Here is a 25,702-nt window from a genome sequence, read left to right as displayed (position 1 = left end):
ATTGAAAATCAAGTCTAATATGAAAGCTATTGAATATAAAAAGGGAGATGCAACCAATCCTTTAGGAGAAGAAAATAAAATTTTTGTTCATATCTGCAATGACATTGGAGCATGGGGAAAAGGCTTCGTAATGGCAATTTCAAAAAGATGGAAATTACCAGAAGCCAAATACAGAGAATGGTTCAAAGCTAAAGAAAATTTTAATCTTGGCGAAGTGCAATTTGTTCAAGTTGAACAAGATTTATGGATTGCTAATTTAATTGGTCAGCATAAAATAAATAAAGACGAAAATGGTAACGCGCCAATTCGATATGATGCCATTGAGAACGGATTATCTAAGGTTGCTCATTTTGCAAAAGAAATTAATGCATCAGTTCATATGCCAAGAATTGGTTGTGGATTAGCAGGTGGAAAATGGGAAATGATTGAACCTTTAATTGAAAAAACGATTTCAGAAAAAGATGTTGATACAACAGTCTATGATTTTTAGAAAATGAACGAACAACAAAAAAGAAAGATAAGCACTTTTATGAGTTTAGTGCTTCGACATAAACCGGAAGAAATCGGGCTGCAATTAGATGAAAACGGCTGGGCTTTGGTGTCTGATTTTATATCTAAAATGAATGGCAAAGGAAATACACTCGATGTTGAAAGTCTGGAAGAAATCGTCTCAACAAACGACAAGAAACGTTTTGCTTTCAATGACGACAAAACTAAAATCAGGGCAAGCCAAGGACATTCTGTTACTGTTGATTTGGCTTTAATCGAAATCATTCCACCCGAAACTTTATTCCACGGAACGGTAGAAAAATTTATAGATGAAATCAAAACAAAAGGACTTCTCAAAATGAGTCGCCAGCATGTTCATCTGAGTAAAGACAAGGAAACTGCACTAAAAGTAGGAAGTAGAAGAGGAAATCCTGTGATCCTTATCGTTAATAGTAGCGAAATGCAACAGGACGGATACAAATTTTACCAATCTGAAAACGGCGTTTGGCTTACTGATCATGTTCCTGCAAAATATATTCAATTTTAAAATTCACTAATATGCTAAATATAAAACTGGTTTACTTAGAAGATGAGCTTGGCAATTCATGGAAAGATGATTTTTCAGGATGCGAAAATGTCACTATCATTAAAGGAGACATTACAAAAATAAAAGCGGATGCTGTGGTAAGTCCTGCAAATTCATTTGGGTTCATGGATGGTGGATTAGATTGGCATTTATCAGAGCGATTTGGTTGGCAGCTGCAAGATGAGTTGCAAGAAAAAATTTCACAACTCGACGAAAAAGAGCTTTTAATTGGACGAACAATTACATTAGAAACAGGAGATCGTGAAATTCCTTTTTTAATTTCTGCTCCAACAATGCGAGTTCCTATGAGTTTTAATATTGCAACTTCTGTAAATGCTTATTTAGCCATGAAGGGAATTTTGATTGCTTGTATCAATAACCCAAATATAGAAACAGTAACAATTCCAGGATTATGTACCGGATGCGGAAAAATGCCATTTAATATAGCTTCTAACCAAATGTTCTTGGCTTATGATGAGATTATAAATAAGAATTATAAAAAGTATGAAACCTTTGGTGATACTCAAAAGTTTCAATATAGGCTAAATGAAAAAGGTCTAATTTGGGATTATTAATGTCGTACAAATGAAAAAGGAAGAAATTAAAAACGATGACCTACTCGAATTAGTTTCAGAAAAAATCCATAACCATTGGATGGTTTGGGCAAAAGAGTTGATAACATCAGAACCCAATATCTCAACTGAAAGAAAAACCCGCTGGGAAAACGAATGCTTTCTCAACTATGAAAATTTAAGCGAAGAGATGAAAGAACTCGATCGAAAATTCGCAGCAGAAATAATAAAAACAATATTTAAACCATAAAAATGAACCCACTCTTACTAACAGACGGTTACAAAGTTGACCACAGAAGACAATACCCAGACGGCACAACCTTAGTTTATTCCAACTGGACACCAAGAAAATCAAGAATCGAAAATGTAGATAATGTAGTCTTTTTTGGATTGCAATATTTTATCAAGAAATACATCCTGCACGATTTTGAACACTACTTTTTCAAACAACCAAAAGAAAAAGTAGTGAAGCAATATGCCCGAAGAATCAATAATTATTTAGGCGAAAATGAAGTGGGAACAAGACACATCGAGGATTTGCACGATTTGGGGTATATCCCGATGGTTTTTAAAGCCTTGCCAGAAGGTTCTAGTGTTCCGGTTCGTGTGCCAATGTTTACGATGTTCAATACAAACCCTGAGTTTTTTTGGCTTACGAATTACTTCGAAACCTTGCTTTCTGCCGTGATCTGGATGCCGTGTACTTCTGCTACAATCGCCAAGGAATACCGAAAAATTCTAGACAAATATGCTTCTGAAACCTCTTCAGTTCCTGAATTTGTAGACTGGCAAGCACACGATTTCTCAATGCGTGGTATGGCCGGAATCGAAGCTTCTATAACTTCTGCAGCAGCACATTTATTGAGCTTTACCGGAACCGACAACCTTCCTGCGATTGATTTCTTGGAAGAATATTACAATGCTAATTCTGATACTGAATTGGTGGGAGGTTCTGTTCCTGCAACCGAACATTCCGTGATGTGTATGGGTACCACCGAGGGCGAATTCGAAACCTTCCAAAGGCTAATTATGGAGGTATATCCAAAAGGCATCGTTTCCATCGTTTCCGATACGTGGGATTTATGGAAAGTGCTGACTAATTATCTGCCAAGATTAAAAGAAAGCATTGCTGGAAGAGACGGGAAAGTGGTAGTTAGACCTGATAGTGGCGATCCAATTTTAATCTTGTGTGGTAATCCAAACGGCAAAACCGAAGAAGAAAAAAAAGGAGTTGTCGAGCTTTTATGGGAAACTTTCGGAGGAACGACAAACGAAAAAGGTTATAAGGAATTGATTCCCCAAATTGGAGCGATTTATGGCGATAGCATCACCATTGAAAGAGCCACCGAAATCTGTGAACAACTCAAAAAGAAAGGTTTCGCTTCCACAAATGTTGTCTTAGGAATTGGTTCGTTTACCTATCAATACAATACCCGCGACACTTTTGGTTTTGCCATGAAAGCGACTTATGGTGAGGTAAACGGTGAAGGAAGAGCCATTTTCAAAGATCCAATTACTGATGACGGAACCAAAAAATCAGCCAAAGGTTTGATGAAAATCGAAATGGAAAACGGTACTTATAAGCTCATCGACCAGGTTTCGTGGGAAGAGGAAAGCCAAGGCGAATTGAAAGAAGTTTTTAGAGATGGAAAGCTTTTAATAGATGTTTCGCTTTCTGAAATCAGGGAAAATAGCAAGAAATAATAGAACTGAAAAAGCCTAAACATGTTGTTTAGGCTTTTGCTTTTTTACACAGAAATCTTATTTTTTCAAAGCTTCAAGTTCCTTCAAAATCGCCTCTCCAACTCCTTGAGCCGATTGTGGGTTTTGTCCCGTAACCAATCGTTGGTCAACGGTAACATGCTTTTGCCATAAACCTGATTTTTCAAACTTCGCACCACGTTCTATCAATTTAGTTTCTAAAGCAAACGGAACTACTTTTTCCAATTTCACGGCAACTTCTTCTTCATTGGTAAAAGCATTTACTTTCTTTCCATCAACCAAATACTTTCCGTTGCTTAATTTGATGTTGACCAAACCAGCCGGACCGTGACAAACCGCTCCAACCACGCCATTGTTCTCATATATTTTTGTGGCAATTTTTGAAATTTCAACATTGTCTGCAAAATCCCACATGGCTCCATGACCACCTGCATAATAAATGGCAACATAGTCGTTCGTATTCACTTCCGACGGTTTCATTGAGTTACTGATTTTGTTGTGATAAACAGCATCTTCCCAGAATTCCTTGTTGACTGGATCGCTCAAATCAAATCCGTCAACAGGTGGTGTTCCGCCTTTTGGACTCACAAAATCAATTGTATAATCATTTTTCAACACTTCCCAGGCGTGCGAAACTTCACCTAAATAATAACCCGTTGACTCGCCTGTGTTTCCTTTTTTTTCGTGGCTCGAAACCACGAATAGAATTTTCTTTTCCATCTTTTTAGCTTTTTTAGTTTGTGCAATTCCTGTTTCTGAATGTAGAGTGACAGCAAATAAAGTGATTGCCATCAAACCCGATGCAATTATCTTTTTCATGAAATAAATTGTTTAAAATTGATACTACAAAGTTCGGCAGAAACAGTTTTACTGACGATGAGGAAAATCACAACTTTGGTGTGACGAAAATCACTTTTGGGTTATGAACCGAATCTACTCAAGGTTTCGCGCGAAACGCCAAGATAGGAAGCAATCAGTTTTTTGGGTATTTTTTGGAAGAGAATGGGATTGAGTTGCAACAATTGTTCATAACGCTGTTGCGGATTGTTGTTGAGCATCGAGAGGATTCGTTGCTGGAGAGCGATATAGCCTGCATTGGATTTTCGACGAAAAAAATGTTCAATCCTGTGCATTTCCGAACAAAGTTTTTCACGGTTGTATAACGACAAGCAAAGCACTTCGGTGTCCTCTACACAATCAATGTTTAGTGTCGCCTTTGTCTGATTGAAATAGGCATTATAATCACAAATCCACCAATCCGGAAGTCCAAATTGCAGGATGTGTTCCTTTCCGTCAGCACTAGTATGGTATAATTTAAGACAACCTTTCAAAACAAAAAAATCATTGGGAACATCTTCGCCTTCTTGCACTAGAAACTGGTGTTTCTTGTATTTTTTTGGGGTAAAATGAGACAAGATATAGTCGAATTCACCATCTGTAAGTGGTGTTATTTTTTCGATTTGTTGTCGGAGGAGTTGACTCATTTTTTATTTTTTTACAGAAATCAGTTCTAATCCTTTGAATCTGTTGCTGAAATTACTTCTTATAAAACAAATTGTGATCAATATATTCCCAAACTTTATGCGGAAGCATCGGCACCACATTTTTATTATTCTTGATACTTTCGCGTATAAACGTCGAGGAAAGTTCAATAACCGGAGCTCCAACCCGATGAATTTTTGTATGGTTGATAAATTGGCTGTCAATCTCGCCAGAATTTAGTCTCGGATACACATAAATATTGTGGTTTTGAAGAATCACCTCATGGTTTTTCCATTTCTGGAGCGAGTTCAAATTGTCTTCACCCATAATCAAGGCAAACTCATGTTGCGGAAATTTCTCCTCCAAGTGGGCCAACGTGTTTACGGTATAATTAGGTTGCGGTAATTTGAATTCAATGTCCGAAGGTTTTATTTTCGGGAAGCTTTCAGTTGCTAGGAAAACCATCTGAAGTCTATGGTAATCATCCAGCAAGGTATTTTTCTTTTTCAACGGATTGTGTGGTGTCACGACCATCCAAATCTGTTCCAAATCGGAATGTTCCGCCATGTGATTCGCAATAATCAAATGACCAACGTGTATGGGGTTGAATGTTCCGAAATATAATCCTATTTTCATTCCAAAAAGGTTTAAGGTTTAAGGTTTCAGGTTCAAGGTTCCTTGGGAAACTTTAAACCTGAAACTTTAAACTTTTTATATCATTTTCAAATAATCCGACACTAATTTGTAAGCATCCGTTTTGGCATTTTCAAGGTCATAATTTTTCAGGATCACATCAAATTTATCTGATTCTGCGATTTCCCTTTCGGCTTTCGCCAAACGCATCTGGATCTTTTCCTCGGTTTCGGTTTGGCGGAAACGCAATCTTCTTTCCAATTCTTCAACCGAAGGCGGACTCACGAAAATCGCCAAGGTCTTGTCCGGAAATTGACGTTTGATTTCCAATCCTCCAATCACATCGATATCAAAAATCACGTGCTTTCCTTCGTTCCAAATACGGTCGAGTTCGCTTTTTAAAGTGCCGTAATAATTGTCCTTGTACACTTCTTCATACTCTACAAAGGCATTTTCTTTAATCTTTTGTTGAAAAGCTTCCGCAGATAAAAAATAATAATCCTTTCCATCCACTTCATCACCTCTTTTTTCGCGCGAAGTTGCCGATATCGAAAAATCGAGATGCAGTTCTTTTTGGGCTAATAAATATTTTACAATCGTGGTTTTCCCGGATCCCGAAGGTGCTGAAAAAACTAATAATTTTCCGTTGTTCATTCTATTTTGCTTTTACGTTCCTGCAAGGTTTTTAAAACCTTGTAGGTCTGTTTTATTATAGTACAAAGTCTTTAAACCTTGCCGGTCTGTTTAAAATAATACCTACAAGGTTTTAAAAACCTTACAGGGTAAAAACTTATAGAACATTCAAAACTTGTTCCTTGATTTTTTCCAATTCGTCTTTCATCTGAACGACCAATTTCTGCATTTGTGCATGATTGGATTTCGATCCCATTGTATTAATTTCACGACCCATCTCCTGTGTTATGAAACCTAATTTTCTACCATTGGCTTCGTTTCCAGCAAGCGTTTCGATAAAATAATTCAAGTGGTTTTCCAAACGTACTTTTTCTTCTGTAATATCGTATTTCTCAAGATAGAAAATCAATTCCTGCTCAAAACGATTATCGTCCAAGTTCACTTTCAATTCTTCGATTGCCGTGCGAAGTCTGGTTTTTACGGTCTGGATTCTTTCGCCATCAAGAGCTACCGTTTCGTTCATCATCGTCATGATATTGGCAATACGATGCAAAAATTCTTTCTCCAAAGCCACACCTTCCGAAATTCTGAAAGCTTGAATATTCTTGATTCCTTCTTCGATGACTTCTTGAATTTGAGCCCAATCGCTTTCATCAATTTCATCACGCTCGGTCTTCAAAGCATCTGGCATACGAACCGCCATTTTCATCAATTCCGTTTCATCTGCTTCCGCATATACCTCACGAAGCTGACTGATATAAGCCTTTACAATCGGAACATTTACTTTCGTAGAAGTCTGTTCAGCGGTATTTTCCATAAAAATAGAGAAGTCGATCTTGCCTCGTTCCAAAACCGTCGACAATTGATTACGCAAACCCAACTCCATTTCCCGGTAAACCGAAGGCATTCTCACATTCAGGTCAAGCCCCTTGCTGTTCAATGATTTTATTTCAACAGTTATTTTTTTGGTCGGAAGCTGTAAAGTCGCCTTTCCGAAGCCCGTCATCGATTGTATCATATATTTTTTAAAAAGAGTTCAAAGATACTAAAAAGTGTTCAGTGTTCAGTGACAGTGTTCAGCAAAGAAATGGATGCTTATTAGGAGCGAAAGGCTCGGGCTTTTTCATCCCGAAGCTTCGGGACGTATTCCTGCCTTCCTTCCAAATCTTTTTATTTTTTTAAAGAAAAAAAATAAAAAGGATTTTCCCTCCAGTCAGGGCTATTGAGCCAATCATAAAGAGCACCTTTGAGGATAATTTACAAGAAATCATCTTCTTCCAATTGAAATATTTCATCCACTTTGGTATCGAATATTTTTGCAATTTTCAAAGCCAAAACCGTCGAAGGAATATATTTTTGCGACTCGATAGAATTAATCGTTTGCCTGGAAACACCAATCTTTTCAGCCAAATCCTGCTGTGTCATGTTCTGTTTTGCTCTTTCTACTTTGATGGTGTTTTTCATCTAGGCACTTCTTTTTTGCAACTTATAAAAAATAATATACATAAAAAGCATAAACATCATCAATTCATGAGCACTCATTTGCGTAACTGGCTCTTTCAAAATCAAATCTACCAATGGTCTGAAAATGATATAAAACACAGAGGTCATAAAAGTAAACCCAATGGCTTTCATTCGGATTTGCATCGTCATTTCGTCTTCAAATTTATCCTTAGACCATGCAATAAAGAACAAACCAAGAATCAGGACATTAAAGAAAATTATCTTATAAAAATCTTTTTGTTCTTCTACTATTTCAAATGCTAGAAATTTAGCACATAGTGGAATTACTACTGCAAGAAAGATAAATCCTAATCCAATTTTTTTAAAGTAATTCGGGAAAAAAGCAGCGGTGTTGTTGATTGCTTGTGATTGTTTCATGATGAAATTAATTAAAGGGTTGTGTAAACTTTGTTTTTCTTAATGACAAACTTACTTTACATTTTAATCATTTCCAAATTTATTTCTCAATCCATTTAAATTTTTTATTTTTTTTGTTGCGTCACGAGATATACCCCAACAAAAATCAGTAAGGCCGAAACAATTTTTACCAAACTCAAAGAATCCTTGCCCAAGCCAATCGCAAAAATGGTTGCAAAAAGCGGTTGCAAATAAATAAAAACGGCTACAGTAGTAGGTTTCAATTCTCTCATTGAAAGCAGATTCAATAAGTAGGTCAGAAAAGTAGAAAAGATAACGACAAAGCCAATTTTCCAGCAAATGCCTTCAGGAAGCGATGCAACATCAAGACCTTGCAATTCCTTGTATCCAAAAGGTAAAACCATCAAGAATCCAAACAGATAAATCCATTTTACAAACGTAAAAGCATTGTATTTGTCCATCAATTTCTTGACGATAATTAAGTAAAAACCATAGGAAACAGCATTCGCAAAAACCAAGAAATTCCCCAAACTGGCATTCGTAGCATTGCCAATAGATTTTCCGTAAAGGATTAAAAAAGCAGTCCCAACTAAACCTAAAATGATTCCGAAAACCTTTCGTTTCAGCATTCGTTCTTTCATAATAATCGCTGAAAGAATCAGGACAATTATAGGTGTCGTGACCATAATCACCGATGCTGAAATAGGAGAAGTATAGCTCAATCCTTTGAAAAACGTCAGCATATTAAAGGCAACACCAAAAAAAGCTGCTGCAATAATTCTCGGAAAATCACCCAGGATTATTTTTTCTTTTGGCATAAAAAGCCAAGCCAGCCAGAATAAAAGCACCGAACCTCCAACACGCAAAACGATAAAACCATAGGCATCGATGTATTCTGGCATGACGTCTTTGGCAATCGTGAACGTCACACCATAAATAATCGAAACGAGGGTTGCGGCAAAAAGGGCGAGGTTCCTTTTCGACATTATTTCAATACTTGCGTCACAGCATGAATATTAGGTTGGCTGTTGCCGATGTAGATTTTTCCGTCAATAATAAAAACAGGCCGACTTAAAAAAGTGTAGTGTTCCAGTAAATATTTTTTAAAATCATCCTCTTTCAAGTTTTTAACCTTTAACCCTAACGATTTGTAAAGCTGTGCCTTTTTGCTGAAAAGTGCCTCATAACTTCCCGCAAGCTTATGCATTTCCTCTAATTCATCTTCGGTAATTGGATTCTGACGGATGTCATGAAACTCCAGTTTATCCATATTGGGAAGCGACTTGATGATTTTTCGGCAGGTGTCGCAGGAAGCGAGGTAGTATATCTTGTTCATTGGAATTTCATTTTAATGGTGCAAAGAAAATTCATTTCCAACTCAAAAATCGTATTTTTATCAAAAAAATAAAAACAATGCAATACGCTTTCGAAACTACCCTAAACAATAGAAAAATTCTGGCCGGTTTTCTAAAAAATTATACACTGGAACAATTGAATACCGTACCAGAAGGTTTCAGCAACAACCTCATCTGGAACATTGGTCACACGATTGTGGTACAACAATTATTGGTCTATAAATTATCGGGATTGCCGACCATGATTCCTGAAGACATGATTTTAAAATACCAAAGAGGTACGCGACCAGAAGGATTTGTAGACCAAAAAGAAGTGGATGAATTACACGATTTGCTTTTTACAACTATCGATCGTACCATCGTTGATTTCGAAAATGGTATTTTCACGAACTATCACTTATTCACCAATAGTGTTGGCTTTACACTTCGAAGTGCTGCCGAAGCCATTGCTTTCAATTATTATCATGAGGCTACTCATATGGGAATTATGATGAGTATTAGAAAGTTTATTTAACCAACAAATAAGGCTTTAATTCCGCATAAGTTAGTACTAACTCTTTTGGGCCATCAGCATAAGAAGCGGCTTCATACGTATTGTAATACAGCAATAGTCCTTTGTCGGTAAAGAAAATACTCAACGGCAATTCAAACACATCATTTTCAAACATAAGTCCGGTAGCATTAATGTTTTCTTCGGCTGGAATCTTATATTTCGTTCTGAATTTACCTTCGGCGAAAGCCTTAAATTGATTCAAATCCCTGAAAAGAAATTCATTCGGGATGTTCTTTCCTGTTTTTGGATCAAAAAGTAGCGAACGGATTCCGCTATAGCCATGAGCTCCACCCGTAAAGGTATAATGCTTGATTTTTATGTTCAAGATGCTATCACTTTCATAGACTACCTTTCCTTCAATTTTTCCTTCCCAGCCAAAAATTTCTTTTGGGTTTTTGGTTTTCATTTCGTCATAGGAAGCGATAAAAGAGTTCAATAAACCTTGATAATCCGAAGAAGGATAAGGCTTCTCGCCAAAATAAATAATTTCTCTTACGACTGAAAACACTTTCTTGTTGATGCTATCGGCTACAATCGGAACATTTTCGGCTACGGGAACAGTCAAGGTTACTTCAGGACAATTTTCTTCACATGGCAAGCTCGATTTTTTTTCAAAATGCTCTTCCTTGAAGGTCAGTTCGTTCTTGCAACTGGTTAAAAAAAGTACGAAAATAGCGAGGGTGAGAAACTTGTTCATAATAAAGTATTGTTAATAAATACAAAGGTATTCTTTTGAAAATTGGCTTACACAAAATTAAACGGTAAATTTGTTGCGTTATTTATAAAATTGAAGAAAAACGATATGAAATTGCCATCATGCAAAAGCATCGGCATTATCTTAAATCACAACTAAAAATAAAATCTACCGATATGAAATTTAATACAAAAGTTATACATGGTGGTCAGCATCATGATCCAAGTACGGGAGCTGTTATGCCTCCAGTTTATCAAACTTCTACCTTTGTGCAAACCAGTCCAGGGAAACCCTTGAATGAAAATTATGAATACAGTCGGGCGGCAAACCCAACGCGTTCTGCTTTAGAAAATGCTTTTGCAAGTATCGAAAACGGAGCTCGCGGTTTGGCTTTTTCATCAGGATTGGCAGCTACCGATTGCGTTTTACGTTCGTTTAAGGCAGGAGATGAAATCATTGCCATGGACGATTTGTATGGCGGAACGTACCGAATGTTTACTCGTATTTATGGTAACTCTGGCATCAAGTTTCATTTTGTTGATATGAATGATTTGGAGAAATTCCAATCGTTGATCAACGAAAACACGAAGTTGGTTTGGGTGGAAACGCCAACCAATCCGTTGATGAAATTGGCCGATATCGAAGCGATTGCCAAGATTACTAAAAAACACAACCTGCTTTTTGCAGTTGACAATACTTTTGCAACGCCTTATTTGCAAAAGCCTTTGGATTTGGGTGCTGATATCGTGATGCATTCGGCTACAAAATACCTTGGAGGTCACTCAGATGTTATTGCAGGAGCTTTGATTGTAAAGGATGAAAAACTAGGCGAACAATTGCACTTCCAACAATTTGCTACAGGTGCCACACTCGGACCAATGGATAGTTTCTTGGTATTGAGAGGTATCAAAACCCTTCATTTGAGAATGCAGAGACATTGTGAAAATGGAGAAAAGGTTGCAGCTTTCTTAGAAAACCATCCAAAGATTAAGGCCGTTTATTATCCTGGTTTAAAAAGTCATCCGTTTCACGAATTGGCTAAAAAGCAAATGAAAGGATTTGGCGGAATGGTTTCCTTCACCTTCACTTCAGGTAAAAAAGAAGATGCTATTTCGTTCTTGGAAAAACTAGAAGTATTCACGTTGGCTGAATCATTAGGTGGTGTTGAATCCTTGGCGAATCATCCGGCCTTGATGACACATGCTTCTATTCCGGAAGACAAGCGAAAAGAAATCGGGATCAGTGATGATTTAGTAAGATTGAGTGTTGGTGTGGAAGATATCGACGACTTGCTTGCCGATTTGGAACAGGCCTTGAGCTAATCATAGCATAAAAAAGACACCAATTGCACTAATTTTCACGAATACATTTGTGAAAATTAGTGCAATTGGTGTTTATAAATAGGCTGTATTTGGTTAATCCATAGCAGTTGTAACTTCAATACCAAGTCCGAGAATGTTCGGGAGGTATTCGCCTTGAAACTGGTGACTGATGGCTACTTTGTATTTTCCGACAGGAAGTGATTCGCCTTCAAAGACGGTTACATATAAATCACAGATATCTCCAGCACAATCGCCTTTGTCTTTTCCCTCTTTATCCAAAAGATCGAGTTGGATGGTTTTGGTGGTGATGGTTTTGTCTGGATTTTCAATCGTAACCACTAAGGGAACCGATGGAAATTGATAGCCAAAGATGTGGGAGAAATGCAAGTCCATATTGTAGGGCGTTGCTCCTTGAACGATTTCGAATTCATATAGCTTTACTTCAGTTTTTTGCCAGCGGTTTTCCTCGAAATTCTTGTCAAATTTGTTGTACACGCTGTTTTGGTCGCATGATGAAAGCACCACTAGCGTTAAAACGGCTACTACTCTGATTATTTTCATATTGATGATTGTCTTAGGGATTGGTTGGTCTATGACAAATGAAGAACGGAAAATTCTTATGATTATTTTATGCCGATGAAAAAGCTTACCACGCTATCCATTGCACGAAGCCCAACTTTTTTTCGTTAATTTGTTACTCCTAATTACCAAGACTATTATGATGCGAATTCTCCATATCGACGGCAATCATCCCTTACTAAAAACCCAACTTTCAGACGCTGGACACATAAATGAAGACGACTTTATTTCGACAAAACAAGAAGTGGAAGCGAAGATTCACGACTATGATGGCATTGTGATCCGAAGCCGGTTCAAGATCGACAAGACGTTCTTGGACAAGGCTACGAACTTGAAGTTTATTGCACGTGTTGGTGCGGGTTTGGAAAGTATCGATTGTGAATATGCTCTTGCAAAGGGGATTCGGTTGATTGCTGCTCCAGAAGGCAACCGGAACGCTGTGGGCGAACACGCTTTGGGAATGTTGTTGTCGCTTTTCAATAACCTCAACAAGGCTGATGCCGAAGTAAAATCGGGCAAATGGTCGAGGGAAAGCAACCGAGGTCATGAACTCGATGGCAAAATTGTTGGTATTATCGGTTATGGCAATATGGGGAAGGCTTTCGCCAAAAAACTGCGTGGTTTTGAAGTAGAAGTGCTGTGTTATGACATAAAGGAAAACGTAGGCGATGAAAATGCACGACAGGTTTCCTTGGAAGAATTGCAACAGCAAGCCGATGTGTTGAGCCTTCACATCCCGTGGACGCCCGAAACCGACAAGATGGTGAACACCCCTTTTATTGAGTCGTTTGCAAAGGCGTTCTGGCTGATCAATACCGCAAGGGGAAAAAGCGTGGTGACGGACGATTTGGTTTCGGCTTTGCAATTGGGCAAGATCTTGGGTGCCGGACTGGATGTGTTGGAATATGAAAAATTATCGTTTGAGCATTTGTTTACCGATGGCGAAATGCCAACCGCTTTTCAATACCTCATCCAGGCCGATAATGTGATCTTGACTCCGCATATTGCGGGTTGGACGTTTGAAAGTCATTCGAAACTGGCTCAGGTTATTGTGGATAAGATTTTGGATTTGGAGACAAAAGGCAAATAGGCAAAAGGCAAGATTCTATTGCGGTTATTTTATTTATTATATAGAGAAAGCTCCTAGTGATAGGGGCTTTTTGCTTTTGTATAATTGAAGTTGTCGGGAGGATTTTAGAGATTGTCGGAAGGAATTCAGAAGTTGTCGGGAGGTTTTCAAAGGTTGTCGGAGGATTTTCAGAAGTTGTCGGAGCGAATTCAGAAGTTGTCGGAAGGAATTCAGAAGTTGTCGGAGAGATTTCAGAGATTGTCGGGAGGATTTTAGAATTTGTCGGAGCGTATTTAGAATTTGTCGGGACATATTCGGGATGTTTTCCATCATCTTGTCATTCCGACGAAGGAGGAATCTCCACAAGTAGCTCCATAAAGCGGAGATTCCTCCTTCGTCGGAAGGACAACTTTGCGGGTTAGGATTGGGTTTTAGCCACCCCGCCCTTCAGCCACCCCTCCATAGGAGGGGAATTTGAGCTACTTGTAGTTGTATCAACATTAATCTTATATTTTTAAATAAAAAGCCTCTATCACTAGAGGCTTTTACAATTCATTAAGGTGCTTTTGATTTAAACTTCAGCTTTACAATCTTCTTATAATATTGCTCAGCTCCTTTCAATGATTTAAGATAATCCTTAATCGTCCTTATCAACTCCAAAATGTTATCCGGGTTCTCATAAAGCAATTCATCGCGATTTTTTCTTGCATTCAGAAGTTTTACTGAATTTACGGATGCCATATTGTTCGCCTTCATGATGCTGGTATGATATTGCTTGAGGGTAGCCGTTTGCAATTCTACCTCGTTTGGTTTATAGGCAGGATTGGCGATGGCGAATTTGATCATGTCATCAAAGGTGCTTGCCTTGTTGTCAAAACTGGTTTGGGCAGTAGAGATGGTGGCTGTTTCCTCGTCTTCGGGTTTGTCCTTTTTGATTTTTACGATTCTTTCTCCCCTGAGTTTTTTGTTCAGCGAAACCATCGTGTCATTGATGTCATTCCCTAGTCGGAACGCCTTGAATGCGTTTTGCACTCTTGTTCCCAATCTATTTAAGGGTTCATAAAGTTCCGCACGTTCGGCAATTGACACCTTGAAAAGTGGTGTGACGGTTTTGAATTCTTCGCTAATAACTTGTGCCTTCTGATTCACTAAAAGCAACTTGTTGAGGTGTATTGCTGGAATGGCAGGATTATAAAGAGTGCCCATTCCTTGAATGATGATGATTGCTTCGTTATAATTTGCCAGATTTTTTACATCGCCTACTTCTGAATTGGATTTACCCATTTTTTCTTCTTTTTTTAAATAATTAAACTTTATTTTTTATTCTCTTCAGAAGGGGGTAATTCCATGATAGGCATGGCATCTGTACCATGAAGGGCATGGTATTGTTTCGTAAATTTATAAAAATATTTATTGCTTTATGATTAGTTGTTAAATATTTTGTGCCCACTTATTGCTGTTTTTTATTATTTTTATACCTCATTAATCAAAAAACACAAAAATGGAAGACAACAACAAATCGGGTTTTGAGAGCTGGAACCAACCCACGAATGACCCTCGACCGGTGGTGCAACAAGATAACAAGAAAGTTTTGGCGGGTATCATGGCAATTCTTTTTGGGTCGTTTGGTGTGCATAAATTTATATTGGGGTATAATAACGAAGGGATTATTCTTTTGGTAGCAACCGCTGTAGGCTATCTAACCCTTTGTTTCATCATAGGATGGTTTGTGATAGTAGCCACCTCTATTATCGGACTTATTGAAGGAATCGTGTATCTGACCAAGAGCGATGCAGAGTTTTATGAAACCTATCAGCGAAACAAGAAGCCTTGGTTTTAAGGAAATTAAATGATTGAATGATTTAAAAATTGAAAGATTCAATATTAATATACAGGGAGCTTCGGCTCCTTTTTTTGTGGTTGGAATTTGGAATTTGAGATTTAAAATTTCACTTGTAGTAAATCTTGTGATGGGCGTTTTCTATTTCCTTTTCGATGGTTCGGATGGTGGAGTAGAGTTTGGTCTTGATGTCGTTGCTCCAAAAGCGGAGGACGGTCCAGCCTCTGGAGGTGAGGTATTGGTTGACTTCGTGGTCACGCTGGATGTTGCGGTTGATTTTGTTTTCCCAGAACTGGGCATTGTTGACAGGTCGTTTTCGAGTGTCCCAATCCTTGCCATGAAAAAACTCTGAGTCGACAAAGATGGCAATCTTATATTTCTTGAAGACCAGATCGGGTATGCCAAAAACAGTCTTGCAGTGTTTTCGGTAACGATGGCCTCGATGCCACAGGGTTTTGGCAAGGCGAACTTCGGCCTTGGTGTTTTTGCTTTTGATACGGGCCATTACCTGGCTTCGCTTCTCGGGGGTGAAGATATCCATGTTGTCGCATTTGGGGGTCGCGGAGCTATGGATAAAGTTATAGCTTTATTTTGTGGGGTGGGGTTAAGGGAATGTGAAAAAGTGTTGAGAGTTATAAAATTGAAACATAGTATGAAGCATAATAAATTTGTTTAGTGGTTGGAGCGTTTCCAGAATTTAACAACTTTCCTATTTCTATAAAAACTGAATTATATTTAATCTCCTTGCTTTTGGCTACATCTCCAATTTTTTCAAATGCCACAATTATATCTTCAGATTTATCGATACAATTATTGTACTTCCTAATTATATAATTCAAGGTATTCTCAATTAAAACATTTGGCGTAAATGAAATTTGATCAAAAATTTCTGGATTATTAATTCTTATTCTATGCATTAAACTTTCTTCAAATAAAATCAATTCGGGTGTCAGATCATCCTTTTGCTGTATCGTTGCGGAAATATTTGAGAGTTTGTTTTTCTCATGGTCTGTCAATTCATCCCAATAAATTGAATTTATTTTTTTATAAAACTCTGGAGTTTTGCTATGAATATTGATACAATCTTTTAATTGTTTAAAATTTACATTTTCGCTTTTCGCTTTTGTTTTTAAATTCTTCTCAACTTCTTTTTTTGAGATTGAATACTTTTCAAATATTAATTTAGAATCATCTGTGCCCAAAAATCCTAAAATCTCTTTTGATAACGATATATCATCCCATAATTCTTTCTTTTTACTATATTCCCCTAAGTCATCACTTTGTGAATATTTTTTAATTAACTCATTAGTAAGTCGCATCAGGTTTGTCATATATTGAGTTAAATCAGTTCCTAATCCTTCGGAGTTCCAAATTTTATATAAATCAAATACTTTATCACCTTTACCTCCATCAAAATATTTATATAAGATTGATATAGAATAAGGTATTACCGCAGATCTGATTTGCCCCATGGAATTTTTACCTTGCCCATAAATTTTCTCTAGTTCTCTAAACAGTATGATTTTTGCTATTAATGTCTCAAAAAAGTTTCGATTAATGTCAACTGCCCTTTTTTCATTTCCATCGCCTCCAAGTTCTTCGATAAAATGTCTAAATACTTTTTCTCCACCTTTTTTTACAACATACGGCTGATCTCCCCATGCGGTAAAATACTTACCTAACTCTTCTTTAGAGAATCTACTCTGTTTAGGAAACTCTTTTTCTATTCTGGATTTTGCTGAGCCTGCAATTCTTAATTTTGTATTGAAATCTCCTTTAGATTTTTCAAAAAACCATTTACGTCCAGTAGGTGTAATAATACTTTCAGAAAGCGTTTTAAGCTTTGTTAACTGAGGATTTCTTGATCTTAAATCGACATTAGAAACTTTTGATTGAGAATTGGAGTACTGGCTTATTTTAGAAATTAGGTCGTCAAGATTTTCTTCACTAACATTTTTTGCTACATTGATTTTTGCCATTACCTTTACTTTATCAATGTTAAACCCATCTTTATTAGTGAAATAAATGCTTGCGGTAGTTTGTCCACCGTTAACAATCTGAAAGTCGGTAAGTGATTTTAGATAAATCTTTCCGTTTATTTCTTCAGTTTCTTTTCCTGTAGAAGTTATAGTTATTCCGTTATTGTAAGCAATAAATTTTTCTGGATTGAGACGGATGGTCTCTCTTATTCCTTGATTTACACCTCTAAATTGTAAAAATGACCTGACGTTCTTTTCTAATAGACGAGAACTGTGTTTTTTATACAAATCAGAAAGAACTTTGGCGGGTAGCACGCATAGATATGACTCAAAATTTTCTTCATCTGCAGCCTTTATCACTTCGATTTTATCATCAAAACTACTTTTAAAATCAATTGTTAAAGGTTCGCGATTGCCTTGTGAAATAAGAACGTTATACAGAAAGTTTAAGTCTATTAATCTTTTTATAATGAGCATTTCTTTTTGAACCTTCTCATTTTTCTTTGTATAAGAAATTTTTAAAGTATCGTCGTCAAATTCAAAACGTTTTGGCTGTGATACATCTCCTCTCGTAGAAACTGTTGCAGTTGCTGAGATTAAAAATATTTCAATAACATCGAACTGATCGATTCCTTGTGAGGACGATATTTGAGATACTAAAGCTTTAACGGGGCTTGAATCTTGAATTTCATCGTCAAAATGGCGTTTTATAGCCTTATTTAAAAATTTTGTAGCTCTATTAAATTGAGTTTCATAATAATTTTTTTGACTAATTTTCAGATCATCATCAGTTTGCGTTATATTAATCGAATCTTCATTCAATATAAATAACTGTAATCTTTCTCCTGATTCATTAACTAAGTAACCATTTATTTTAAGCTTTTCAGAATCGTATTTATAGTAAGATTCATTACATTCCTCAGAATCAATCAATTTTGCTTCAAGCATTGAAGGTAATATCAAATTAATAAATGACGGCTCCGATGTAAAACCATCTTCATCTTTAGATTCATCCAGTAAATCTTTTCGGTACTTTAAAAATTCTGAAACTTCCATATTAAAAATATAATTCTGAGGTTATAAAATTATTTAGCGCACTGATTCTTAAATTATATTTGACTTTGCTGATTTCTTTTGAAATGTTAGATTTAACAATTTTTGGAAAGCTTAGGCTTGTGCAATTGTAAGTAATTTGGCTTGTAGGTTTGAATAAAAAGTTGTTATAAAGGCTGGCGTTTTTTAAATCAATTCCTTTCAGATTTAAAGCTTTTAAAAACAAAGTATAGTCTCCTGACTTAAGCTGTATTTTGTTTTTGATTTCCTGTATTAGAAACTGAATGGAATATCCTTCGTTCTCAAGTACAGTTACTACCACTAATTCTAATTCCTTGTCTAAGTTTTTCTCTAATTGATATTCGCTTGAAATCGTTACATCCAACTTGGAATCTACTTTCGTCTTCACTTCTATGTCTTTCTGATCGAAAGTAAAATCATGCCTTTTGTCAAAAGGTCCAGTCCAACTAAGTAGAATATCATTTACAGGCGATCTTAGGTTATCAATATAAAATTGCAATAAAAATAACTCCCCGAATAATCCTTTTATAATTTCGGAAGAGAGTAAAAATGAATTCTTATCATTAAAAAACTCACTCCACTTATAAAAAGTTTGAATAAATTCTTTCAAATAGTCATCGACATTTGAAAAGTCTTTTATTCTATTATACATTGAGATAATTAAATCATCAAACAGTTCATAAAAACTATTGTCAATTAATTTTAAAACGATATAATTGGTATCAGAGAAATATTCAATTGATAAATTTTCTTTAATTGTTGCTTTAAAATTTACTTTATGGTTTTTAGGTAATGATAAAATTAAACACCGATTTGCTTCCTTGTTAGTCCCTAAGTACAAATCTGATTTGCATTCAGGAGTTAGAATTATTGATTTATAGCCGTTAGATAATTCGTGATCGGATATCATTCCCCATTTATATTGAAGATCTTTTATTTCCATCCTTTAATCGTTATTATCAGATGGAACCATGGTGTCAGAATCATCAATTGTAGAATCTTCATCCTCAAATTTTTCACATTCTTCATCTTCTATATTGTAATCACCTTTTACATAAATCCCTCCTGGGTCTGGTTCAATTGGAGGAAAGCCTAATGCATATCCAACTAAAGGAATGTTCAAGTCATAATTATTATCTATAACCATTTGTTTTAATTTCTCTGGTTGTAGAACGTCATTTTGACGAAATACCTCTGATGTATCGAATAAATAGATAACTAATAACCCTTGTTTGTCAGACATTCTTTCTCTATAAACTCGCTCTGGAATTGTTTTCTTTTTAGCTAAATCCATTGCCTTTTCATCTGACAAATCTGGATTCTTTTTTAGAATTAATATTTTCTGTTCAGCCCTAAAATCATTTTCTGCTTCAGTAATCTGGGTTTGAGATAGTAATATTGAAAAATCTTTTCCTCCGGAAATAATATTTGCCGATTTACCCGATGCTTTAAATTTCATATTTTCTACGAAATAATTCACATCGTTAATATTTGTTGGGCCTCTTCTTACTGAAAGATCTATCTGGTGAAATTCGTTAATCCTAAAATTTTTGTAACCTGTTCCATTAGTTTTTATTGCAACAGTCCACTCGCTCAACAAATTTTTCGTCTGACATAATTCGATAAACTTAATCATGCTATCTTTTGAATCTTTATCAAAATTATTTTCTGATGATAGAATATTTATAATATCTGCTATATCGGTTTTATATTTGATAAAGCCATTGATGATTGGGCCGGAAAGTTTTGGCGCAATAATGCGCTTAAAATTCTCCCAAACATTATTTATTTTGTCCTTTTCTAAACTGAATACTGTTGTTTGTTCCAACTCATCTTGATAAGACCATTTAACTTCGTTGGTCATTCTTAAAATGGATGGACGAGTTATTTTTAAAGTCCCTGGATGTTTTCTTACTCTTAAGACAAAATTCTGAGGTGTTTTATTTTTAGCTTCCATTTTTCTGAATTCAACCTCTAACTCTTCAATCGTCCGAGTAGTGGAGTCAAACTTGTCTTTGGAATCTTGTGTTGTAAAAAGTTTACAACAATCTAAATATCCTGGTCTATAGCCAAACCACCTTCCCATTTGTAATAATGTGTCTGAATAATCTGTTGATCTGATAAAATAATTAATAGTTAATCCCTCTAATGTAAATCCTCGAGATAATCTATTTCCGCCAACGGCAATAACTTTTTTTGGATAACTCTTGGGATATTCTAAGCTATCTTTTGTAACACTATTAATTGCTTTTACTTCAATATTATTTACAGCATCTGGCAGATAACTTTTTAAGGACTCAAAAGTTATTGGTATTAAGAACTCATCATGATAACCTTTAGGCAAATAAGACTGTATGGATTCAATTATATGTGAATAATATTTAAGCCAAACTTTTTCTAAAACGCCAAATATTGATTCTGGCGATGTATGCGTTTCGTTTTCAATTTTACTTTGTAAATCAGTTACATATTCTCTAAGTAAATCCCTAGTAGTATTTTGCCATAATGAAAATCTTGAAATGTGAATAAGCATTGTATTATGTGGCATAAATGAAGCGGAATAAATCATTTTTTGCTTCCTACTCTCTCGAACTGCTATTGATAAAACGAAACACATAACACTATCGGTTAAAGACTTAGGTAGGTTTTTTGGAAAATCATCACCAGTTTTACTCGCTCGTGTTGAACTAATGTAATCTTTGTAACTATCATAATTGAGATATCCGCCATTCTCATCAAATTCATCCTTTGTTCGAAAACTTTGTACCCCTAATAATGTTTCTCTGTCGAGTCTAGACGGAAATTCAGAAACTGTATCATTTACAATTTCTACTAATGGAATTTTAATTCCTATTTGATTTTCTATAGGTTCAAAAGTTTCGAATATTTGTTTAGCCCCTACATAGTTTGATGGCGGGTTAAGTAAAACTATAAAGTCATCTGGGAAAATGTTGTCAACTTGTGTACGAAGTTTTTCTTCGTTTTCGCCTTTTAATTTATAAGGTACTTTCCATTTGTCAGCAGGTACTTCATTTCTATCTTGAAGCACGTTAGCAAATGGAGTGGCAGTATATCCTAAATAAGTTTTTCTGGTAAATAAATCTAAAAGAGCTCGAATGTGGCCGTTAGTTTTTGAAGCATATTCCCTTCCTTTTGCACCTTCATTATTAAGAGACGCATTATCAGCTTCGTCATCTAAAATCAGTAACGGAATATTATGACGATCTTTATTTTCTTCAAGATAATCATCTAACCATACTATTAAATTTCTTAATACACTTACGTTCTTTTTACATACTAAAACGTTGGTATTATCAATACTAAAATCAGCATCAACTAATGATTTATTAAAATCGGATTTATATGACGTTATTGATACAACCTGGGTAACTGTGTGATCACCAGAATTTCCAAAACGTGCAATTTTACCAACTCCTTTTACGCCTTTTGTTTCAGAATTTATATCAATAACTCCTGTACCTATTACATCGCTTTCAATTCGCAATTGTGTTTGGCTTCTTAAATCTTCCATTATTCCTGAAAGAACAATGATTAACCGATATCCTGAATCAATTGCTCTGTTTATTACAGCGTTGAAGTTACCAGTTTTGCCAGATTGGACACTTCCAACAACCAGTCCCTTAATATAAATTGGTGTTTCTGACTTTGGGTCTGCCATTTTTTCTAATATTTCAAAACTAGAGTTTATAGTCTCGGTTATTACTTTTTCAGACCTTCCCGAATTCTCTAATAGTCTAAAATAACGTGTGCTATAGTTCCATTTTATATTTTCTTTACGTTCAGAAGTCAGCCAAGTTTTAAATCCTTCCTTGGTTAACGAATTACTAGGGTCAATATCAATTGGATTGTTTGAAAGATATTCTTTAACAGCTATATCATAGTAGTTTTTTAAGCTAGTTTCGTCAACCTTTGGGTATTGAAACAAATTGCAAACAGAAACTATATCCTCTTTAATTAGAGAAAATAAATCATTAAAGTATTTAGGGCTTAAATTATTTTCTTTAGAATAGTCTAAAGCTTTTCCAGATATTATTTTTTTAATTACTTCAATGTATTTATTGTTGTCCATAATCTTATTTTAATAATTGTTTAATTTGTTCTGGAAGTGATGACTCTTCAAAGCCTAGACATGGCAGAATATCTTTTTTAATTTGTTCTGATGAAAAACCATTTTTTTGAAGTGCTGTTAAAGATGTAATTATATCATCAATTGAAAGTCCATCCTTCTCCTCAATATTTAGAAAAGATGCCTCTTCATGAGTGTGTCTAATTTTGTTTATTGAAGTATTTATCATTCTTAATATAAGATTGAACTTAGCCGATTGTTCTTTTGATAAATCTTTTTTAATTTCTTTCAAAAGAGGGAATTCATTATTTAATTCGAGAAGAACACCTTTATTTGAAGCTTTTCTTTCAAAAAGACTTTCTCGGTTTTGTTGTTTGTTATTTGAAAAATCTCTAATTCCTCTATTGTAAAATTCTTTTTCTGCTTCTATCTTTAGCTCTTCGATATATCTTTCAAAAGCATTCTTTAAATCATGAGGTATTACAATTTGAGATTTTGCAACATTTAGATGGAGTAAGTGATCTACACTATTTCCTATTTCGACTCTTAATCTAGCAAGTTGCAGTCTGGGTGCTTTCTTAATAAGACCATTCCAACCACCAAATAATATAATTCTGTCCGACCTATAAATATATATTCCTTCCATATCCATCAAACCACGATTTTTAGTTGTCCAGTTGGTCAGTCCTTTTCTTGATTCATCAATACTTCTCGACGGAAGAACAAACCCTTCCATTTTTATCGTATCAGTACTGAAATGTCTTTGCTTATATGCTATAGGACGGAAATCAGTTTCATGAGTTGGAAAAGGATTAAAAGGGCTTAAAATTTTATTATTAATACGAATGTTAATTGGAAACTTTTCACGCTCCATGAATTTGTGAAACACAAGTGACAAATAATCGGACGTTATTTCCGTTATTTCTTTTTTTAAAGCACTCTGCCTATTGTCTTCATCTAAATAATTTTCAAATTTGTACAGACCTTTCCAGATAACAATAGTATTAGCCTCAAAAGATTCAAATTGTCCAAGAAATGTTTTACTTAATTCAGAATATGAAGAAATTAATTCACTTATTTCTTCCGGAGTATTTACAATAAGTCTCCACTGTTTTTCTTTTTTTAAATACTCAACATCCCAAGTTCTTCCAGAATATTTTTCTTCACCTTTCTTTTTCGATAAAACTGTAAAACATCTTGTTTGCGAAAATGATGCAGTTTTCATTCCTAAGCCAAATCTTCCTAGGTCTTGTCCTTCTCTAAAAGATTCAGGAGAGTTACTTGGGAATTGCATACTTCTTTTCAAAGTGTCTTCATCCATCCCCTCCCCATTATCAGCAAGAAAAAGTTCAAATGGTTCTTGATCCATTTTAATGAGGACTTCAATTTTATCGGCTTTTGCAGAAATCGAATTATCCATTAAATCAGCCAAAGAAGTTTCAAGGCTATAGCCTTGCTCGGCAATAGATTTAATTAAAAATTCAGGATTGGGATTGGCTTCTTCGAAATTCTGATCAAGATATTTTTCCATTTAAAATATCTTTTTTAATTCATTCGCTATAAAATTTGCCATCAAAGGAGGGACAGCATTCCCAATTTGTTTAAAAGCGGCTGTTCTATTTGCCCCTTCTTTTACTCCCTCAAAATAAAAATCATCTGAAAAAGATTGTAATCGTGCGGCTTCTCTAACACTTATGGAGCGATTTTGTTCTATATCTGGATGGATATAATGATGTCCATCTTTGGCTATGTGTGCCACGACAGTATGAGATGCTTGAATATTATTTGCAACAACCTTAAAACGGTCAGTAAAAGAGGTCCTATTTTTATGCGTTTTTAAATCCTCTGGAAGATCGTTATAATTAAGTCGCTCCATTTTGTCATTCCATTTGTTTACAGCAATTTGATAGATTTTTTTATCTTGTATGGAATGTGGCCTTGCAATATGCTGTGTGAGAATATCAATCCCGTTCCTGATGTAGGATTGTTCCAAATAGGAATTTGTTTTTGAAGAATAATTCGTAAACTTATCCACTCCGGTACCAGCTTGTAATTCTGGCAGATCTGAAAATATAGTATCAACAGAACTTGTTAAGCCACCTTTAAAGTTTTCAAAATCCGGAAGATTGGGAACAAAATCATTTCTGTAACCAATTATAATTAATCGCTTTCTTTTTTGGAGAACGCCAAAATTTTCAGCATTTACCGTAAAAACTTCAATGGTATAACCCTTTTTATTAAAAAGTCTTTCCATGTTTTTTAGGTATATGCCTTTGCCTGCAGATTTTAAGCCTAAGACATTTTCAAAAACAAACATTTTTGGTTGATATCGCTCTAAATAATTAGCATACTGTACATATAGATAATTTCTAGGATCACTTTTCATATTGTCTTCAGAACGAGCTCTTCCGACTAGCGAATACGCCTGACAAGGAGGCCCTCCAACAATTAGGTCTACTTCTTTATTTTCTAAATTATAGTCTATTGTTTTAAAGATTCCAGCATTGTTTTCTACACTTATACTTTTATGGATTACACTTTCAATAAGTTCATTTGGAATTAAGCTATATAGTGTTTTGCGGTCTATGTTGCCTTTTAAATAGTCAACATAATGCGAGAATTGATTGTTTTCCTTTAAATGATGGAATGCTGCTCTAGTTTTTAGTGTAAAACTGGCCGCTAGATCCATTTCTATATGAGCGACTGGATTGAAGCCTTGTTTAATAAAGCCTTCTGATAGACCTCCTGCCCCTGCAAACAAATCAATGAAGTTAAGGTTTTTCATAATCGAATAAGTCTTGAATGGTTACTTCAAGTGCTTTTGCAAGTTTTTCAATGATTAAAAGAGATACATTTCTCTTTCCTTTTTCTATATCTGAGATATAGGTTCTGTCGATATTTGCGATGTTCGCTAGATACTCTATAGAATAGCCTTTTAGCTCCCTAATAGTTCTGATTTTGATGCCAAATTTTTCTTTCAAATTCATAACCAATAAATGTAATGTTGTGTGGACAATTAACCCGATGACAATCGTCATCAATAAAAAGTATTTTGCTAGCAATTTAATCTTATAATCTTCCCTCCAAAATGCATTAAAATCCCCAGCACAATTTCTTAATTTTAAAATAGAGCATACAAGAAGTGTAATAAG

The 25,702-nt window shown here is 35.4% G+C and carries 28 protein-coding genes; 9 read left to right on the top strand and 19 right to left on the bottom strand.

Annotated elements, in window-relative coordinates; translation table 11 throughout:
- The first annotated feature begins 19 nt into the window (after window positions 1-19).
- Genes G508_RS0101560 through G508_RS0101540 form a run of 5 tightly spaced genes read left to right on the top strand, consistent with a single transcriptional unit; the run spans window position 20 to window position 3,351 of the window.
- The gene (locus G508_RS0101560) at window positions 20-490 is read left to right on the top strand and encodes a macro domain-containing protein (RefSeq protein WP_026703677.1); all 471 of its coding nucleotides are present in this window, start codon (window positions 20-22) and stop codon (window positions 488-490) included.
- Between the two features lie 3 nt (window positions 491-493).
- A complete protein-coding gene (locus G508_RS0101555) occupies window positions 494-1,036 on the top strand; it encodes an RNA 2'-phosphotransferase (RefSeq protein ID WP_026703676.1) in 543 nt (180 codons plus the stop codon).
- Window positions 1,037-1,047: 11 nt separating this feature from the next.
- Window positions 1,048-1,650: a macro domain-containing protein gene (locus tag G508_RS0101550; RefSeq protein ID WP_026703675.1), complete on the top strand. Its 603-nt coding sequence runs from the start codon at window positions 1,048-1,050 to the stop codon at window positions 1,648-1,650.
- Window positions 1,651-1,660: 10 nt separating this feature from the next.
- Window positions 1,661-1,897, top strand: coding sequence for a RyR domain-containing protein (locus G508_RS0101545; protein WP_026703674.1), 237 nt, complete (start codon window positions 1,661-1,663; stop codon window positions 1,895-1,897).
- Between the two features lie 2 nt (window positions 1,898-1,899).
- Window positions 1,900-3,351 carry a nicotinate phosphoribosyltransferase gene (locus G508_RS0101540; protein WP_026703673.1) on the top strand — a complete coding sequence of 484 codons (1,452 nt, stop codon included), beginning with the start codon at window positions 1,900-1,902 and terminating at the stop codon, window positions 3,349-3,351.
- Window positions 3,352-3,408: 57 nt separating this feature from the next.
- On the opposite strand, the gene G508_RS0101535 is transcribed toward G508_RS0101540, so the two are convergent.
- The 9 genes from G508_RS0101535 to G508_RS0101495 all read right to left on the bottom strand — a co-directional run bounded on the left by G508_RS0101535 (window position 3,409) and on the right by G508_RS0101495 (window position 9,334).
- On the bottom strand, window positions 3,409-4,188 hold the full coding sequence (locus tag G508_RS0101535; RefSeq protein ID WP_084625898.1) for a type 1 glutamine amidotransferase domain-containing protein: 780 nt from the start codon (window positions 4,186-4,188) through the stop codon (window positions 3,409-3,411).
- Between the two features lie 101 nt (window positions 4,189-4,289).
- Complete coding sequence (locus G508_RS0101530) at window positions 4,290-4,853, bottom strand: Crp/Fnr family transcriptional regulator (protein ID WP_026703671.1); 564 nt, start codon at window positions 4,851-4,853, stop codon at window positions 4,290-4,292.
- A 52-nt stretch (window positions 4,854-4,905) separates the two neighbouring features.
- Window positions 4,906-5,487: a nicotinate (nicotinamide) nucleotide adenylyltransferase gene (gene nadD, locus G508_RS0101525; RefSeq protein ID WP_026703670.1), complete on the bottom strand. Its 582-nt coding sequence runs from the start codon at window positions 5,485-5,487 to the stop codon at window positions 4,906-4,908.
- Between the two features lie 75 nt (window positions 5,488-5,562).
- Window positions 5,563-6,138, bottom strand: a complete 576-nt coding sequence (gene gmk / locus G508_RS0101520) for a guanylate kinase (RefSeq protein ID WP_026703669.1) — start codon at window positions 6,136-6,138, stop codon at window positions 5,563-5,565.
- Window positions 6,139-6,274: 136 nt separating this feature from the next.
- Window positions 6,275-7,135, bottom strand: coding sequence for a YicC/YloC family endoribonuclease (locus tag G508_RS0101515; protein WP_035693822.1), 861 nt, complete (start codon window positions 7,133-7,135; stop codon window positions 6,275-6,277).
- Between the two features lie 239 nt (window positions 7,136-7,374).
- Complete coding sequence (locus tag G508_RS0101510) at window positions 7,375-7,581, bottom strand: helix-turn-helix transcriptional regulator (protein ID WP_026703667.1); 207 nt, start codon at window positions 7,579-7,581, stop codon at window positions 7,375-7,377.
- Window positions 7,582-7,998 (bottom strand): hypothetical protein, encoded by a 417-nt coding sequence (locus G508_RS0101505; RefSeq protein WP_026703666.1) that lies wholly within the window; start codon window positions 7,996-7,998, stop codon window positions 7,582-7,584.
- Between the two features lie 104 nt (window positions 7,999-8,102).
- A complete protein-coding gene (locus G508_RS0101500; protein ID WP_026703665.1) occupies window positions 8,103-8,984 on the bottom strand; it encodes a DMT family transporter in 882 nt (293 codons plus the stop codon).
- Complete coding sequence (locus G508_RS0101495) at window positions 8,984-9,334, bottom strand: arsenate reductase family protein (RefSeq protein ID WP_026703664.1); 351 nt, start codon at window positions 9,332-9,334, stop codon at window positions 8,984-8,986. The genes G508_RS0101500 and G508_RS0101495 overlap by 1 nt, the downstream gene beginning before the upstream one ends.
- A 77-nt stretch (window positions 9,335-9,411) precedes the next feature.
- Between G508_RS0101495 and G508_RS0101490 the strand changes: the two genes are divergently transcribed.
- Window positions 9,412-9,867: a DinB family protein gene (locus G508_RS0101490; protein ID WP_026703663.1), complete on the top strand. Its 456-nt coding sequence runs from the start codon at window positions 9,412-9,414 to the stop codon at window positions 9,865-9,867.
- Here the strand turns inward: G508_RS0101490 and G508_RS0101485 are convergent.
- On the bottom strand, window positions 9,860-10,603 hold the full coding sequence (locus tag G508_RS0101485; protein WP_026703662.1) for a DUF3298 and DUF4163 domain-containing protein: 744 nt from the start codon (window positions 10,601-10,603) through the stop codon (window positions 9,860-9,862). The two genes, G508_RS0101490 and G508_RS0101485, sit on opposite strands and share 8 nt — an antisense overlap.
- A 119-nt stretch (window positions 10,604-10,722) precedes the next feature.
- Between G508_RS0101485 and G508_RS0101480 the strand changes: the two genes are divergently transcribed.
- Entirely contained in the window at window positions 10,723-11,922 is a 1,200-nt protein-coding gene (locus G508_RS0101480; RefSeq protein WP_084625897.1) for a cystathionine gamma-synthase, read from the top strand.
- A 93-nt stretch (window positions 11,923-12,015) separates the two neighbouring features.
- Here G508_RS0101480 and G508_RS0101475 read toward each other — a convergent pair whose 3' ends face one another.
- Window positions 12,016-12,483 carry a gliding motility lipoprotein GldH family protein gene (locus tag G508_RS0101475; RefSeq protein WP_026703660.1) on the bottom strand — a complete coding sequence of 156 codons (468 nt, stop codon included), beginning with the start codon at window positions 12,481-12,483 and terminating at the stop codon, window positions 12,016-12,018.
- A 160-nt stretch (window positions 12,484-12,643) separates the two neighbouring features.
- Here G508_RS0101475 and G508_RS0101470 point away from each other — a divergent pair, with 160 nt between their 5' ends.
- The gene (locus tag G508_RS0101470; protein WP_035693885.1) at window positions 12,644-13,591 is read left to right on the top strand and encodes a 2-hydroxyacid dehydrogenase; all 948 of its coding nucleotides are present in this window, start codon (window positions 12,644-12,646) and stop codon (window positions 13,589-13,591) included.
- A 534-nt stretch (window positions 13,592-14,125) separates the two neighbouring features.
- On the opposite strand, the gene G508_RS0101460 is transcribed toward G508_RS0101470, so the two are convergent.
- Window positions 14,126-14,854 carry a hypothetical protein gene (locus G508_RS0101460; RefSeq protein ID WP_026703657.1) on the bottom strand — a complete coding sequence of 243 codons (729 nt, stop codon included), beginning with the start codon at window positions 14,852-14,854 and terminating at the stop codon, window positions 14,126-14,128.
- 217 nt (window positions 14,855-15,071) lie between these two features.
- On the opposite strand from G508_RS0101460, the gene G508_RS0101455 reads away from it, so the two are divergent.
- Window positions 15,072-15,410, top strand: a complete 339-nt coding sequence (locus G508_RS0101455; RefSeq protein ID WP_026703656.1) for a TM2 domain-containing protein — start codon at window positions 15,072-15,074, stop codon at window positions 15,408-15,410.
- Window positions 15,411-15,519: 109 nt separating this feature from the next.
- On the opposite strand, the gene G508_RS19730 is transcribed toward G508_RS0101455, so the two are convergent.
- The 7 genes from G508_RS19730 to G508_RS0101415 all read right to left on the bottom strand — a co-directional run bounded on the left by G508_RS19730 (window position 15,520) and on the right by G508_RS0101415 (window position 25,588).
- Entirely contained in the window at window positions 15,520-15,915 is a 396-nt protein-coding gene (locus G508_RS19730) for a very short patch repair endonuclease (protein WP_245569838.1), read from the bottom strand.
- Between the two features lie 127 nt (window positions 15,916-16,042).
- Window positions 16,043-18,445 (bottom strand): AIPR family protein, encoded by a 2,403-nt coding sequence (locus G508_RS18380; protein WP_084625895.1) that lies wholly within the window; start codon window positions 18,443-18,445, stop codon window positions 16,043-16,045.
- Window position 18,446: 1 nt separating this feature from the next.
- A complete protein-coding gene (locus G508_RS0101435) occupies window positions 18,447-19,406 on the bottom strand; it encodes a PD-(D/E)XK motif protein (protein ID WP_026703653.1) in 960 nt (319 codons plus the stop codon).
- Window positions 19,407-19,409: 3 nt separating this feature from the next.
- Window positions 19,410-22,553: a Z1 domain-containing protein gene (locus tag G508_RS0101430; RefSeq protein ID WP_026703652.1), complete on the bottom strand. Its 3,144-nt coding sequence runs from the start codon at window positions 22,551-22,553 to the stop codon at window positions 19,410-19,412.
- Window positions 22,554-22,557: 4 nt separating this feature from the next.
- Entirely contained in the window at window positions 22,558-24,081 is a 1,524-nt protein-coding gene (locus G508_RS0101425; RefSeq protein ID WP_026703651.1) for an ATP-binding protein, read from the bottom strand.
- Window positions 24,082-25,335: a DNA cytosine methyltransferase gene (locus G508_RS0101420; protein ID WP_035693819.1), complete on the bottom strand. Its 1,254-nt coding sequence runs from the start codon at window positions 25,333-25,335 to the stop codon at window positions 24,082-24,084. It lies immediately after the preceding gene.
- Complete coding sequence (locus G508_RS0101415) at window positions 25,322-25,588, bottom strand: helix-turn-helix domain-containing protein (RefSeq protein WP_245569837.1); 267 nt, start codon at window positions 25,586-25,588, stop codon at window positions 25,322-25,324. Before G508_RS0101415 ends, G508_RS0101420 begins: the two co-directional genes overlap by 14 nt.
- Between the last annotated feature and the right edge of the window lie 114 nt (window positions 25,589-25,702).

The organism is Flavobacterium soli DSM 19725 (assembly GCF_000422705.1).
Classification (GTDB): Bacteria; Bacteroidota; Bacteroidia; order Flavobacteriales; family Flavobacteriaceae; genus Flavobacterium; species Flavobacterium soli.
Note: the sequence above shows the minus strand (reverse complement) of the source record. Positions and strands in the feature narration are given on the sequence as shown.

Bases quoted from the DNA above. Each gene is read 5' to 3' on its own strand.
- G508_RS18380 (WP_084625895.1), bottom strand. From the start codon at position 18,445: ATGGAAGTTTCAGAATTTTTAAAGTACCGAAAAGATTTACTGGATGAA.
- G508_RS0101475 (WP_026703660.1), bottom strand. From the start codon at position 12,483: ATGAAAATAATCAGAGTAGTAGCCGTTTTAACGCTAGTGGTGCTTTCA.
- G508_RS0101545 (WP_026703674.1), top strand. From the start codon at position 1,661: ATGAAAAAGGAAGAAATTAAAAACGATGACCTACTCGAATTAGTTTCA.
- G508_RS0101505 (WP_026703666.1), bottom strand. From the start codon at position 7,998: ATGAAACAATCACAAGCAATCAACAACACCGCTGCTTTTTTCCCGAAT.
- G508_RS0101485 (WP_026703662.1), bottom strand. From the start codon at position 10,603: ATGAACAAGTTTCTCACCCTCGCTATTTTCGTACTTTTTTTAACCAGT.
- G508_RS0101540 (WP_026703673.1), top strand. From the start codon at position 1,900: ATGAACCCACTCTTACTAACAGACGGTTACAAAGTTGACCACAGAAGA.
- G508_RS0101550 (WP_026703675.1), top strand. From the start codon at position 1,048: ATGCTAAATATAAAACTGGTTTACTTAGAAGATGAGCTTGGCAATTCA.
- G508_RS0101560 (WP_026703677.1), top strand. From the start codon at position 20: ATGAAAGCTATTGAATATAAAAAGGGAGATGCAACCAATCCTTTAGGA.
- G508_RS0101415 (WP_245569837.1), bottom strand. From the start codon at position 25,588: ATGACGATTGTCATCGGGTTAATTGTCCACACAACATTACATTTATTG.
- gmk (WP_026703669.1), bottom strand. From the start codon at position 6,138: ATGAACAACGGAAAATTATTAGTTTTTTCAGCACCTTCGGGATCCGGG.
- G508_RS0101470 (WP_035693885.1), top strand. From the start codon at position 12,644: ATGCGAATTCTCCATATCGACGGCAATCATCCCTTACTAAAAACCCAA.
- G508_RS0101425 (WP_026703651.1), bottom strand. From the start codon at position 24,081: ATGGAAAAATATCTTGATCAGAATTTCGAAGAAGCCAATCCCAATCCT.
- G508_RS0101430 (WP_026703652.1), bottom strand. From the start codon at position 22,553: ATGGACAACAATAAATACATTGAAGTAATTAAAAAAATAATATCTGGA.
- G508_RS0101460 (WP_026703657.1), bottom strand. From the start codon at position 14,854: ATGGGTAAATCCAATTCAGAAGTAGGCGATGTAAAAAATCTGGCAAAT.
- G508_RS0101435 (WP_026703653.1), bottom strand. From the start codon at position 19,406: ATGGAAATAAAAGATCTTCAATATAAATGGGGAATGATATCCGATCAC.
- G508_RS0101480 (WP_084625897.1), top strand. From the start codon at position 10,723: ATGCAAAAGCATCGGCATTATCTTAAATCACAACTAAAAATAAAATCT.
- G508_RS0101495 (WP_026703664.1), bottom strand. From the start codon at position 9,334: ATGAACAAGATATACTACCTCGCTTCCTGCGACACCTGCCGAAAAATC.
- G508_RS0101490 (WP_026703663.1), top strand. From the start codon at position 9,412: ATGCAATACGCTTTCGAAACTACCCTAAACAATAGAAAAATTCTGGCC.
- G508_RS0101530 (WP_026703671.1), bottom strand. From the start codon at position 4,853: ATGAGTCAACTCCTCCGACAACAAATCGAAAAAATAACACCACTTACA.
- G508_RS0101515 (WP_035693822.1), bottom strand. From the start codon at position 7,135: ATGATACAATCGATGACGGGCTTCGGAAAGGCGACTTTACAGCTTCCG.
- G508_RS19730 (WP_245569838.1), bottom strand. From the start codon at position 15,915: ATGGCCCGTATCAAAAGCAAAAACACCAAGGCCGAAGTTCGCCTTGCC.
- G508_RS0101510 (WP_026703667.1), bottom strand. From the start codon at position 7,581: ATGAAAAACACCATCAAAGTAGAAAGAGCAAAACAGAACATGACACAG.
- G508_RS0101535 (WP_084625898.1), bottom strand. From the start codon at position 4,188: ATGAAAAAGATAATTGCATCGGGTTTGATGGCAATCACTTTATTTGCT.
- G508_RS0101500 (WP_026703665.1), bottom strand. From the start codon at position 8,984: ATGTCGAAAAGGAACCTCGCCCTTTTTGCCGCAACCCTCGTTTCGATT.
- nadD (WP_026703670.1), bottom strand. From the start codon at position 5,487: ATGAAAATAGGATTATATTTCGGAACATTCAACCCCATACACGTTGGT.
- G508_RS0101420 (WP_035693819.1), bottom strand. From the start codon at position 25,335: ATGAAAAACCTTAACTTCATTGATTTGTTTGCAGGGGCAGGAGGTCTA.
- G508_RS0101555 (WP_026703676.1), top strand. From the start codon at position 494: ATGAACGAACAACAAAAAAGAAAGATAAGCACTTTTATGAGTTTAGTG.
- G508_RS0101455 (WP_026703656.1), top strand. From the start codon at position 15,072: ATGGAAGACAACAACAAATCGGGTTTTGAGAGCTGGAACCAACCCACG.